Origin of the sequence: Nitrobacter sp. NHB1, assembly GCF_036964665.1 — a bacterium.
Taxonomy (GTDB): Bacteria; Pseudomonadota; Alphaproteobacteria; order Rhizobiales; family Xanthobacteraceae; genus Nitrobacter.
In genome coordinates this window covers 298,690-310,995 of record NZ_JBAMDA010000001.1, presented here as the reverse complement: position 1 = coordinate 310,995, position 12,306 = coordinate 298,690, and the positions used below count along the sequence as shown (strand labels likewise).

The 12,306-nt window shown below is 62.5% G+C and carries 9 protein-coding genes; 5 read left to right on the top strand and 4 right to left on the bottom strand.

What is annotated here, in order from left to right; genetic code table 11:
* Positions 1-74: 74 nt before the first annotated feature.
* Together V4R08_RS01500 and V4R08_RS01495 are read right to left on the bottom strand one after the other, a co-directional pair.
* The gene (locus V4R08_RS01500) at positions 75-227 is read right to left on the bottom strand and encodes an aa3-type cytochrome c oxidase subunit IV (protein ID WP_335577713.1); all 153 of its coding nucleotides are present in this window, start codon (positions 225-227) and stop codon (positions 75-77) included.
* 483 nt (positions 228-710) lie between these two features.
* On the bottom strand, positions 711-2,591 hold the full coding sequence (locus V4R08_RS01495) for a M3 family oligoendopeptidase (protein ID WP_335577712.1): 1,881 nt from the start codon (positions 2,589-2,591) through the stop codon (positions 711-713).
* A 131-nt stretch (positions 2,592-2,722) separates the two neighbouring features.
* Here V4R08_RS01495 and V4R08_RS01490 point away from each other — a divergent pair, with 131 nt between their 5' ends.
* The 3 genes from V4R08_RS01490 to V4R08_RS01480 all read left to right on the top strand — a co-directional run bounded on the left by V4R08_RS01490 (position 2,723) and on the right by V4R08_RS01480 (position 8,940).
* A complete protein-coding gene (locus V4R08_RS01490; RefSeq protein WP_335577711.1) occupies positions 2,723-4,201 on the top strand; it encodes a sigma-54-dependent transcriptional regulator in 1,479 nt (492 codons plus the stop codon).
* A gap of 358 nt (positions 4,202-4,559) precedes the next feature.
* Positions 4,560-6,914: a L,D-transpeptidase scaffold domain-containing protein gene (locus tag V4R08_RS01485; protein ID WP_335577710.1), complete on the top strand. Its 2,355-nt coding sequence runs from the start codon at positions 4,560-4,562 to the stop codon at positions 6,912-6,914.
* Positions 6,915-7,350: 436 nt separating this feature from the next.
* Positions 7,351-8,940, top strand: a complete 1,590-nt coding sequence (locus V4R08_RS01480; RefSeq protein WP_335577709.1) for a peptidoglycan L,D-endopeptidase MepK — start codon at positions 7,351-7,353, stop codon at positions 8,938-8,940.
* A 311-nt stretch (positions 8,941-9,251) separates the two neighbouring features.
* Here the strand turns inward: V4R08_RS01480 and V4R08_RS01475 are convergent, their stop codons facing one another.
* Positions 9,252-9,521: a DUF2312 domain-containing protein gene (locus V4R08_RS01475; protein ID WP_335577708.1), complete on the bottom strand. Its 270-nt coding sequence runs from the start codon at positions 9,519-9,521 to the stop codon at positions 9,252-9,254.
* Positions 9,522-9,694: 173 nt separating this feature from the next.
* Positions 9,695-9,997 carry a DUF1244 domain-containing protein gene (locus tag V4R08_RS01470; protein ID WP_335577707.1) on the bottom strand — a complete coding sequence of 101 codons (303 nt, stop codon included), beginning with the start codon at positions 9,995-9,997 and terminating at the stop codon, positions 9,695-9,697.
* 187 nt (positions 9,998-10,184) lie between these two features.
* On the opposite strand from V4R08_RS01470, the gene V4R08_RS01465 reads away from it, so the two are divergent.
* Positions 10,185-10,772 carry a DUF1036 domain-containing protein gene (locus V4R08_RS01465; protein WP_335577706.1) on the top strand — a complete coding sequence of 196 codons (588 nt, stop codon included), beginning with the start codon at positions 10,185-10,187 and terminating at the stop codon, positions 10,770-10,772.
* On the top strand, positions 10,769-12,205 hold the full coding sequence (pyk, locus tag V4R08_RS01460) for a pyruvate kinase (protein WP_335577705.1): 1,437 nt from the start codon (positions 10,769-10,771) through the stop codon (positions 12,203-12,205). Before V4R08_RS01465 ends, pyk begins: the two co-directional genes overlap by 4 nt.
* Positions 12,206-12,306: the final 101 nt, after the last annotated feature.

The following is a 12,306-nucleotide window of genomic DNA, read 5'->3' as shown; positions in this document are numbered from 1 at the left end:
CCACGCACGACTAAAGCACCAGCCACATTGCTATCGAACGAAAATCAGAGACGGCCGGAACGGCGACCGGACAATCAGACGAGGAAAATCGCCATCAACGAGACGATGGTGATCACGGCCGCAGTACCGATCGTCCCGAACCTGATGAACGTTTTATATGCATTCTCGTGCGCCGGGTAATCCATTCCGTCCGCCGTCGTAAATACCAATTCGCCATGATCTGACACGTCAAGTCTCCTGCCAAGGTTGATCTGCCCGTGAGCAATTAGCGCAATCGTGAAGACAGAGCAACGGTTCGCCCGATGTTTTGGACGGGACGGCCGCACCCTGTGTCAGCCGGATACCTGAATCACGTCCAGCCCGCCTTGGCATTCGGCTCCAGACGGGCACGCGCGGCAGAAAAAGACAGCTTATGATTGAAAAATACACGCTTTTCTTGCAGCGTTCGGCCCAAACCGTTTGTGGGCTCCTGGTTTATGGGCTTCCGGTGCTCGCTGCGCCATTTTGCCACGCGCGATCAGACACGCCGTTGCCGCGCGCTCAATAGGACTTTGCTCCTGCAAACAACGCCAAGCGGCTCGGGGGGATGCGATTTCTGTCGTGCGAACGCCGACGCACGGCGCCCCGTTCAATCTCGCGACCAGTTGTCCCCGATCCGGCGCGTCAGACCCTCCTCGCTTGTTTGACGCCACAAAAGGTCGGCCAATGGCCTATCCCATCGCTTCCAGTTCATCGATCATTCCGGCAATAACCGACAATCCACCGTCCCAGAATTTCGGATCCCTGGCGTCGAGCCCGAACGGCCTCAGCAGTTCGGAATAGTGTCTGGTGCCGCCGGCGGCGAGCATCGCGAGATAGCGCTCGGCGAACCCTTCGGACGCGTGCTCATAGACCGCGTAGAGCGAGTTCACGAGGCAATCTCCGAACGCATAGGCGTAGACGTAGAACGGCGAATGAATGAAGTGCGGAATGTACATCCAGAAGGTCTCGTAGCCCGGCTTGATCTCGATCGCGGGCCCCAGGCTTTCGCCCTGCACGCTGAGCCAGAGCTGGCCGATACGCTCGGCGGTGAGTTCGCCGTTCCTGCGCTCGGTATGGACCGCGCGTTCGAATGAGTAGAACGCGATCTGCCGCACCACGGTGTTGATCATGTCCTCGACCTTGCCGGCCAGGAGCGCCTGCCGCTGCTTCGCGTTCTTCGTTTGCGCCAGCAGTCGCTTGAAAGTCAGCATCTCGCCGAACACGCTTGCGGTTTCCGCAAGCGTCAGCGGCGTCGGCGCCATCAGCGCGCCGTTCTTCGCCGCCAGCACCTGATGCACGCCATGACCCAGTTCGTGCGCGAGCGTCATCACGTCGCGCGGCTTGCCCTGGTAGTTCATCAGCACGTAAGGGTGCGCCGATGGCGTGGTCGGATGCGAGAACGCGCCCGGCGCCTTGCCGGGACGCACCGGCGCATCGATCCAGCGGTCGGTGAAGAACTGTTCGGCGATGCCGGCCATTTTCGGCGAGAAGTCGCCATAGGCGGTCAGCACCATCTTGCGCGCGTCGCTCCACGGAATGACGCCGGTGGCGGCGAACGGCAGCGGCGCGTTGCGGTCCCAATGCGCGAGCTTCTTCTTTTTGAACCAGCGCGCCTTCAGCGCGTAGTAGCGATGCGACAGCCGCGGATAGGCCGCACGCACCGAAGCCACCAGCGCATCCACTACCTCACGCTCGACTCGATTGTTCAAATGGCGTGAATCCGCGACATCCTGAAAGCCGCGCCAGCGGTCGGAAATATCCTTGTCCTTGGCGAGCGTGTTGGTGATGAGCGCGAATGTTCGCTCGTTGGCCTTGAACGTCTTCGCCAACGCCTGCCCGGCCGCCTTTCGCTTTTCCGGTAAGCGGTCCTGCAACAGGTTCAGAGTCTGTTCGATCGCCAGCTCCCTGGTCCCGACCCTGAAGCGCAACCCTGCAATGGTTTGGTCGAACAGCCTGTTCCAGGCGGAATAGCCGGTCTGCGACTTCTCATGGAAGAGCCGCTCGACGCGATCCTCGAGCTGGTAGGGCTTGTCCTTGCGGCTGTCCTCGATCCATGGGCGATAATGCCCAAGCTCCGGCGTTTGCATGGCGCGCTCGATCACATCGTCGTCGATGCGGTTGAGTTCGAGCGCGAAGAACAGCAGATGCACCGAAGCGGCGGTCAGACGCTCTGAGACATCGCCGTAGAATTTCGAGATCGCCGGATCGACGCTATCTCCGGCGTGGATCAGCCCCGCATACGAGCCGAGCCGGCCGGCGAGATCGTCGATCGCCTCATAGCGCCGCACGGCTTGGGCCAGCCACAAGCCGCCGTCCGGCTTCGAGGTTTCCGTCGCGAGCTTGCCCTTGTAGTCGGCCTCGAACGCCTTGCAGTCCGCATCGACCTTGTCGAGATCGCGCGCCACCTCGGGCGCATCGATTCCGGCATAGAGGTCCGCGAGATTCCATTCCGGCAGACGTCCCGCATCCGGTTTCGCGACGGCAGCTTTTTTCACAGTTGGCTTGCGATGAGAGGCGGGGTTGCGGGCGGCGGCGGATTTGCGTGAAGCAGAGGAAGAACGCGAAGCCATTATCGATCCAGACTTTCTCAGGAAGAAAACTGTTGCATGACGACCGGGCGGCAAACCTTAAGAGCGCATTAATCCCCGTCCGCCAGTGTGCCCCGATTCGGTACAGATAGTTGTAGCGTGCGGGGAATACCATGACTGCCACCATTTTGATCGCCGACGATGACGCGGTGCAGCGCCGGCTCGTCGAAAACATGGTGCGGCGGTGCGGCTATGACGCGATCGTGGTCGAGGGCGGCGACGCCGCCATCGCCGCGCTGACGGCCTCGGACGGCCCCGTCATCGATGCCCTCATCCTCGACCTCGTGATGCCTGGCCTCGACGGCATGGGCGTGCTGGCGAAAATCCGCGAAGCCGGCATCGGTGTCCCCGTCGTCGTCCAGACCGCGCATGGCGGCATCGACAACGTGGTCTCGGCGATGCGCGCCGGCGCCCATGATTTCGTGATCAAGCCGGTCGGGATCGAGCGTCTGCAGGTGTCCTTGCGCAATGCGCTCAACGCCAGCGCACTGAAGGGCGAATTGCGGCGCGTCCGCCATAGCCGCGAGGGCCGCCTCACCTTCGCCGACATCATCACGCGCAGCGAGACCATGGCCAACGTGATGAAGATCGCCAGGAAGGCTGCGAGTTCGTCGATCCCGGTGCTGATCGAGGGCGAGTCCGGCGTCGGCAAGGAACTGTTCGCGCGCGCCATCCATGGCACCGGCGAGCGCAGCGCCAAGCCGTTTGTCGCGGTAAACTGCGGCGCGATCCCGGACAACCTCGTGGAGTCGATCCTGTTCGGCCACGAGAAGGGATCATTCACCGGCGCAACCGAACGCCACACCGGCAAGTTCGTTGAGGCTTCCGGCGGCACCCTGTTTCTCGACGAAGTGAGCGAACTGCCGCTGACCGCGCAGGTGAAGCTTTTGCGCGCGCTGCAGGAAGGCGCGGTGGAAGCGGTCGGCGGCCGCAAGCCGGTCAAGATCGACGTCCGCATTATCTCGGCGACCAATCGGCGGCTGCTCGATCGCGTCAAGGCCGGGCAGTTCAGGGAAGACCTGTTCTATCGCCTCCATGTTCTGCCGCTGACGATCCCCCCGCTTCGGATGCGGCGCGACGACATCCCGAACCTGCTGCGGCACTTCCTCGCGCGCTTCTGCGCCGAGGAGAACCGGACCATCAACGGCATCAGCGGCGAAGCGATGGCGGGGCTGTCGCAGCTCAACTGGCCCGGCAACATCCGCCAGCTCGAAAACGCGGTGTACCGCGCGGTGGTCATGAGCGAGGGCGAGCAGCTTGGCCTCCCGGATTTTCCGCTGATCGGCGCGCAACCCGCTACCGACGCCGAGGCGAGCGAGCCGCTGATCATGGAGCCGGTGCTCCAGCGACCATCACCCGACCTGGTCTCCGGTAATGAAATACCCATAGCGCCGCTGCCTGATGCAGTCAGCCTGGCAATGCTGACTTACGATGGTGAAATACGCCCACTTGAGGAACTGGAAGCAGACATCGTTCGCTTCGCGATTTCACACTATCGCGGACAAATGTCCGAAGTGGCGCGTCGGTTGAAAATCGGGCGGTCTACGCTCTACCGCAAGCTCGACGACATCGCCGCAAAGGAGGAACAGTAACAAGCTCCATCGCGTTCGTATCACGAGAGATTGCGTTCGAATCACAGGAGAGTGTGAGAACAAGCATGAACCGTTGCGGTGTGGTGACAGACTAACGGAAAACGCGCCGCAGAAACACGCATCGCGTTGCAAACGGCGTCTTTTGAGGTCAGTTTGTCGTGAGTTGTCCCTGTGGCGCTGGATGCCCGAATCGGGCGCGTATAACGTTCGCGCATGAATCGTGAAACGCCGGGATCAAGGCTTGCGAAATCAAGGTTTGCACAATCAAGACTTGCAAAATCAAGGCTTGGGCGAACGCAGGACAACCATCAGAAAATTGTTCCACGCCGGAACAGTTTCACCCAAGGGGTGCGAGAGAATGCGAGACTATTCGACTAACCGGACCGGATTCGACCGGATCCTGACGGTCCTTGCGGCGACGTTTCTAGCGGTGTCCACCTCGGCAGCATTTGCCCAGACCGATATCGCGAAGAAGAGCGCCAGCGAACTCGCAATCGACGCCGCAGTTCCGATGCCGGAGCCCGCGAACGTTCCGCCACCCACCGCAGCCGATTTCAAGATGGACAACGTGCCGCCCGCGCCTCCGATCGTCGGCGCGACGAAGCCGGCTGACCACAAGACCTCCGATACGACAGCGACCGAAACGAAGGCGGCTGATACGAAGCCGGCTGAGACTAAAGCGGCCGGTGCCGCGGATTCCGAGGCGCCTTCGAACGTGACGGCGGCTTCCGACGCAAAGACCTCCGACGCAAAGGCCTCCGGCGCAACGACGACTTCGCCCGACACCAAAGCTTCCGACAGCAAGGCGGCGGAGACAAAACCAGCGGATGCCAAACCGGCCAATGTCGCGGCCACTCCTGCGGACGGCATCAAGACCAACGAAGCGACGAAGGACGAGCCGAAGAAGGACGCGACCGCGACGATCACCCCCGCCGTCACGCCGCCTCCCACAGAGACCGGCGCCGCGCCGGCGGCCGAGCAGCCGAGCGAGCCGGTGAAGGCCGCGAGCAATGTCCCGCTGGCGGATCAGCCGGCGGCCGAGAAGCTGCACGAATTGCTCGATACCAAGGCCACAAAACTCTTCGACCGCAAGGCCGAGCGGACAGCGATCGAGAAATTCTACGCGGCGCGGAGCTATGCGCCGCTATGGACGGAAGGCGGCACACTGAATGCGCAGGCCAAGGGCGTGATCGCGCGCCTCAAGGACGCCGCGGCCGATGGCCTCAACCCCGCCGATTATCCGGTGCCCGACTTTGCCGCAGCGTCATCGCCGGACCAGTTCGCGGAAGCCGACCTCAAGCTGACCGCGAGCATGATGGACTACGCCCGCCAGGCCCAGAGCGGCCGGATGCACTGGTCGCAGGTCGGCGCGGATATCCAGTTTCCCGAGCATCCCATCGATCCCGAGCAGGTGTTGGCGAACGTCACCACCGCGAAGGATGCCTCCGCGGCGCTCGACAGCTACAACCCGCCGCAGAAGCTCTATCGGGAGCTGAAGCAGAAGCTTGCCGAGTTGCGCAAGACATCGGAAGGCCCCGTGGTCGAAATTGCCGAAGGTCCGAGTCTGGTGTTCCGCAAGAATGCCGTGATGGAGGATCCGCGCGTGCCGCAGATTCGCGCCAAGCTCGGCGTCACTCAAAATCCCGACGATGCCCACTTCGACGCCGATGTCGCCGCCGCCGTGCGGGCATTCCAGGCTCGCAATCACCTCAAGCCCGACGGCATCGCGGGCAACAACACCATCCGCGCCCTGAACGGTCCGAGGAAGGATCGCCAGATCGACACCATTATCGTCAACATGGAGCGCTGGCGCTGGCTGCCGCGCGAACTCGGCGCTCCGTCGCTCGGCAACGCCTACGCCATCCTCAATATTCCGGACTACACGCTCAAGGTGATGCAGCATGGCGCGCAGCTCTGGAGCACCCGCGTCGTCGTCGGCAAGCCGGGAATCCATGCCACGCCGCTTCTGACGGAAACGATGAAGTACATCACCGTCAATCCGACCTGGAACGTGCCGCCGTCGATCATCTACAAGGAATATCTGCCCGCATTGCAGCAGGATCCGACCGTGCTGGAGCGCATGGGTCTCAAGCTGGAGCGCGACCGCAACGGCGGCATCCACATTTCGCAACCGCCCGGCGACCGCAATGCGCTGGGCCGCATCCGCTTCAATTTTCCGAACAAGTTCCTGGTGTATCAGCACGATACGCCGGATAAATACCTGTTTGCCAAGGAAAAGCGCGCTTACAGCCACGGCTGCATGCGGGTTCAAAATCCCGACCAGTATGCCGCGACGCTGCTAAATATCGCCCTTCCGCAGGATCATTACACGCCCGAGAAAATCCGAAGCATGTATGGCCGGAACGAGGTCGACATCAAGTTTCCGACTCCGATCCCGGTCAACATCACCTATCAGACCGCGTTTGTGGATCATGCCGGCAAATTGCAGATCCGCCCCGACGTCTACGGCACCGACGCCAAGATGCTGGCGCTGCTTCGCAACCCCAAGGGCCGCGATCTCGAGGCGGTGGTCGCCCATGCCCAGCCGAACTATTCCGCCCCCAGAGGGGACATCCCGCAACAAGGCGTGGCCTTCAATGACAACAGCGGCGGATTTGCGAGCAGCGGCCCATCGTTCTTCGAGCGGCTGTTCGGCTTCCAGAACCCGCCCCCGCAGGTCGAAGACCGCCGCCGCCGAATCTACGGACGCTAGAGAGGGATGAGGAAAGGTGTGGTGCGGTTTTCCGCCCGCATCCCGCTTCTCAAAATACGGGAATCGATCATGTTCATGATTGGATCGATTCGATCCCAAAATCATGAACATGATCGAGGTGGTGTGGATTCTAAGGATACCCTTTAAAGTAAGGGCAAATCAGCCCCTCACGGTCTGTCGAAAAGCATATTTAGTTGATTAAAAACAAGGGCTTCATCGCGCGATGAAGCCCTTTTAACGTTAACCATTATCCACCCCTTCCCAACCCCCTGGCTCTTTTCTGCCACAGTCGGCGGGCTAGTTATCCTTTAGGAGCAGGCGAGTTAAGGTAAATCTGGATTTAACCCTCCTGTCCTACGACTTGAGTTTAGCCCTTTCACCACACGGGGTCGTGGAAGGGTCCCTCGACTAAATCATCCTCCGGGTGGGCTCATACGTGCTTGCTGGCTTTGCACGCATATTGAAATCGTTGTCGATTCCAAGGACCGGTTATCACATCGGCCTGTCGTCGCTTCTGCTGCTGGCGGGCGCGGGATCGGTGCACGATGCCGCCGCGCTCAACGAAACGCGCACCCTGTCGTTCCATCACACCCATTCCAACGAAGACCTGACCGTCACCTTCAAGCGCAACGGCCGCTACGACGAAGCCGCGCTGAAACAGCTCAATCACTTTCTCCGCGACTGGCGCAGCCAGGAGCAGACCACCATGGATCGTCACCTCTTCGACATCCTCTGGGAGGTCTACCGCGACGTCGATGCCAAGCAGCCGATCAACATCATCTCCGCCTACCGCTCCCCCGCCACCAATGCCATGCTTCGCCGCCGCTCCAAGCACACCGGCGTCGCGCGCTTCAGCCAGCACATGCTCGGCCACGCCATGGACTTCTTCATTCCCGGCGTGCCGCTCGAAAAAATCCGCTTCGCCGGACTTCGCCTGCAGCGAGGCGGCGTCGGCTTCTATCCGAAATCAGGCTCGCCGTTCGTTCACCTCGACACCGGCCATGTGCGGCACTGGCCGCGCATGACCCACGACCAGCTGGTGCGCGTCTTCCCGAACGGCCGGACCGTGCACATTCCCTCCGACGGCACCCCCCTGCGCGGCTATCAACTGGCGATGGCCGACATCGAGAAGCGCGGCCAGAACGCGGATGAAGACGGGGCGGCGAACAGCAAGCCGTCGAATTTCCTGCTGGCGCTGTTCCGCGGCAAATCCGCCGACGAGGAGGATGAATCGGATGGCGCACCGGCCGCCCAGCCGGCAAACCAGACGACGATCGCCTCCGCGGCACCGGCCGCGTCGGCTGCCCCGGTCCCGCTGCCGCGGCCGAAGCCGCCCGCGAGCTTCAGGCTTGCGTCCGCCGACGTCCTGACTGTTCCGGCGGCACAACCCATGAAACAGGCCGCAGCCGGCAAACCGCAGACCCCGGCCGACATCATCAATGCCCGCGGCTTTTGGGACGAAATCCCGTCGGCCCCGAAGCAAGCCACGCCGCAGCAGGTGATTGCGGCGATCAGCGCCCGCCAGGCGCTCGCCAAAGCCGACCCGCAATCGACCTCCGGCATCTCCGACACCTTCCAGGCGCTGGCCTATGCGCCGGCGAAGGACGTCCGCCGCGCACGAATCGTCGCGGCGACCGCATCGATCCCGCCGGTCCGGCGCGCCGCCCCCGCGCGCAATCCGATGGCCGTCGACGGCGTGACCACCGTCGTCGCCAAAAGCGCACAGGGCCAAGGCGTTGTCGTGTCCACCTCGCGCCGACTGGCGCCGGCGACCACACGCGACAGCGATGCCTGGATGCGCGCGATGATCCTTGCCCCGAGCGCGAGCCGCACGATGTCGGCAACGGCCCTCGGCGACCAGGACATGACGTTGATGCAGGTCTATTTCGAAAAGCCGGACCGGGCGATCGCGATGACCTTCTCCGACAATCCGCAGATGGGTATCGTCTGCGATCGATTTACCGGATCGGCTGTCGCCCGCCTGACCACGACGGCGCTCGCAGTACGCGCGGCCTCGCTGCGGTAATCTCGCGATGAACTCATAGAGCCTTTTCAGTTCTGATGGAATCAGAACTGGAGTTTCGTCACGCGAACCGGTATCCATCCTCGGGTCAAGCCAGATGACATGCTTCGCTCGAAAACGCTATAATTGGGCCGTCATACCCGGCATTTCGGGTCCGGTCTTGTCGGCCCAGAACAAGACCCATCGCCCGGCCATCCACGTAAGCCTTGGACTCAGATCAAAGACGTGGATAGCCGGGACATAGGCAAGCGGAAGCGACGCCGTTCTTCGCACGGCTATGCCCGGCTCCGACCCGTTGGGTATCAGACTGCCGTTCACAGCATTCCCAACGCCTGCATGTAGGTCTCCAGGATCGTTTCCTGCTCGGCGCGCTCGTTGGCGTCCTGCTTGCGCATCCGCACGATCGTCCGCAGCGCCTTGACGTCGTAGCCATTGCCCTTGGCTTCGGCATAGACGTCGCGAATATCGTCCGAAAGGGTCTTCTTCTCTTCTTCGAGCCGCTCGATGCGCTCGACGATGGCCTTGAGCTGGTCCTTCGCGAATCTGGTCGCGGGCTCTTCCTTGGCGGCGACAGCGGTGGCCATCTTGCTACTCCTGAAATCTACCGATGATAATGGAATGTGAGCTTGGACGCGCTGGTGGCCCCGACCACACTTGAAGGCCGACACTCCCGAGCGGCGCGCCCGGCGTCAAGGCGGCATTGCGCTCATCCACAGCGACCCACAGACTGCGCGGCGTCAGCCCGCCCGAAACACGATCAGTGACCGCTTTGGCTCTTCTTCATCGCTGCGAGCTGGTCCGGCGTCGCCGCGCCCTGATGTTGCGCCTTCCAGGTCTCATAGGGCATGCCATACACAGCCTCGCGGCTGTCGTCCTTGGTCATGACGGCCCCTTTCGCGTCGGCCGCCTCCTTGAGCCAGTTCGACAGGCAGTTGCGGCAGAAGCCGGCGAGATTCATCATGTCGATATTCTGAACATCACTACGGGATTGCAGATGCGCGACCAGACGCCGGAATACCGCGGCTTCCAGTTCGATTCGTGTTTTGTCATCAATAGTCATGGGCCGATCTCGCCATCGCCTGTCAGGACAGGGTAAAGTTGGGACTTGTCATAGATTTTACCATATCGCAGCGCAAATAGGATGTTGCAGGCTGGAAAAAACGCACCTTGGCGTTAAAAGCCGGTTCCAGCCGTTGACAGGCCGCGACAGTCACGCGAAATCACGGCGAAACGATTTGCCCCGCTAAATGACAAAATCAGACCAATGCTTCCCTCCACCGTTCTCGCGGCGCGCGAGCGCTGCGGGCCTTTTGCCTGCGCTCGGCGTCCTCGTCATTTGTCTGTGGTCGGCGCCCGCGGCAGCGGACTTCCGGCTCTGCAACAATACGTCGGGCCGCGTCGGCATCGCCCTTGGCTATAAGGACGCCGAGGGCTGGACCACCGAGGGCTGGTGGAATGTCTCATCGCGTGCCTGCGAAACGCTGCTGCGCGGCGCGCTCATCGCACGTTATTATTATATTTATGCTCTAGATTACGACCATGGCGGCGAATGGTCGGGACAGGCTTACATGTGCTCGCGCGATAAAGAATTCACCATCAGAGGCACCGACAATTGCCTCGCGCGCGGTTTCGACCGCACCGGCTTCTTCGAGATCGATACAGGCGACCAGCGTGCGTGGACCGTGCAATTGACGGAGTCCGGCGAACACGGACCGCAGCGCGTGCCAGGGCTGCCTGCACCCGGCGCGGTTCCGGGTCTGCCCAATCCCGCGGGTGGAACGCCTCCGGGCGTATCTGGACTGACGCCAGGCGCGTTGCCCGGACGCAAGCCATGAGACGTCTGCGCCGTATCAAGATCCTCGCCACGCTCGGACCGGCTTCATCCGACAGCGCCATGGTCCGCCGCCTGTTCGAGGCGGGTGCCGACGTCTTCCGCATCAACATGAGCCACACCACGCATGACAAGATGCGCGAACTGGTGGCGACGATCCGCAACGTCGAGGGCAGCTACGGCCGTCCGATCGGCATCCTGGTCGACCTGCAGGGGCCCAAGCTCCGGATCGGCTCGTTTGCCGATGGCCCGATCCAGTTGAGCAACGGCGACACGTTCGTGCTGGATTCCGACAACACCCCCGGGGACAAGACCCGGGTCCACCTTCCGCATCCGGAAATTTTGGCAGCGCTGCGCCCCGGGCACACGCTGCTGCTCGATGACGGCAAGGTGCGTCTGATCGCCGAGGAGACCTCGTCCGGGCGCGCCGTGACCCGCGTCGTCGTCGGCGGCAGGATGTCCGACCGCAAGGGGGTCAGCCTGCCCGATACCGATTTGCCGATGTCGGCGATGACGCCGAAGGACCGTTCCGATCTCGACGCGGCGCTGGAAGCCGGCGTCGACTGGATCGCACTGTCGTTCGTGCAGCGCGCCGACGATGTGGCCGAAGCCAAGAAGATGATCCGCGGCCGCGCCTCGGTGATGGCCAAGATCGAGAAACCGCAGGCCATCGACCGGTTGCCTGAAATCATCGAGATGGCGGATGCCCTGATGGTCGCACGCGGCGATCTCGGCGTCGAATTGCCGCTCGAACAGGTGCCCAGCCTTCAGAAGCAGATGACGCGGCTGGCGCGACGCGCCGGCAAGCCGGTCGTGATCGCGACGCAAATGCTGGAATCGATGATCCTGTCGCCGGTGCCGACCCGCGCCGAAGTCTCCGACGTCGCCACCGCGGTTTACGAAGGCGCCGACGCCATCATGCTCTCCGCCGAGTCCGCGGCCGGAAAATACCCGGTCGAAGCCATCGCGACCATGAACCGGATCGGCGAAGAGGTGGAGCGCGACCCGACCTATCGCGGCGTGCTCAACGCGCAGCGCCCCGAGCCGGAGGCCACCGTCGGCGACGCCATCGCTGACGCCGCCCGGCAGATCGCCGAAACGCTCGATCTCTCCGCAATCATCTGCTGGACCAGTTCCGGATCGACGGCGCTGCGTGTGGCGCGCGAACGTCCGAAGCCGCCCGTGGTCGCCATCACCCCGAACCTCGCGACCGGCCGCAAGCTGGCCGTGGTGTGGGGCGTGCACTGCGTGGTCGCGGAAGACGCCCATGACCAGGACGATATGGTCGATCGCGCCGGCTCGATCGCTTTCCGCGACGGATTTGCCAAGGCCGGCCAGCGCATCATCATCGTGGCCGGCGTACCGCTCGGCACCCCCGGGGCGACCAACATGACCCGCATCGCTTTCGTCGGTCCGAACGGTGAAACCGGCGTTTAGAGCGTTTTCGAGCGAAGCATGTCCTCGGGCTTGACCCGAGGATGGATACCGGTTCGCGTGAAGAAAACGCGTCAAATCAGAATCATAGAGCCCCGCTTCTG

Bases quoted from the DNA above. Each gene is read 5' to 3' on its own strand.
- V4R08_RS01495 (WP_335577712.1), bottom strand. From the start codon at position 2,591: ATGGCTTCGCGTTCTTCCTCTGCTTCACGCAAATCCGCCGCCGCCCGC.
- V4R08_RS01490 (WP_335577711.1), top strand. From the start codon at position 2,723: ATGACTGCCACCATTTTGATCGCCGACGATGACGCGGTGCAGCGCCGG.
- V4R08_RS01485 (WP_335577710.1), top strand. From the start codon at position 4,560: ATGCGAGACTATTCGACTAACCGGACCGGATTCGACCGGATCCTGACG.
- V4R08_RS01475 (WP_335577708.1), bottom strand. From the start codon at position 9,521: ATGGCCACCGCTGTCGCCGCCAAGGAAGAGCCCGCGACCAGATTCGCG.
- pyk (WP_335577705.1), top strand. From the start codon at position 10,769: ATGAGACGTCTGCGCCGTATCAAGATCCTCGCCACGCTCGGACCGGCT.
- V4R08_RS01465 (WP_335577706.1), top strand. From the start codon at position 10,185: ATGACAAAATCAGACCAATGCTTCCCTCCACCGTTCTCGCGGCGCGCG.
- V4R08_RS01470 (WP_335577707.1), bottom strand. From the start codon at position 9,997: ATGACTATTGATGACAAAACACGAATCGAACTGGAAGCCGCGGTATTC.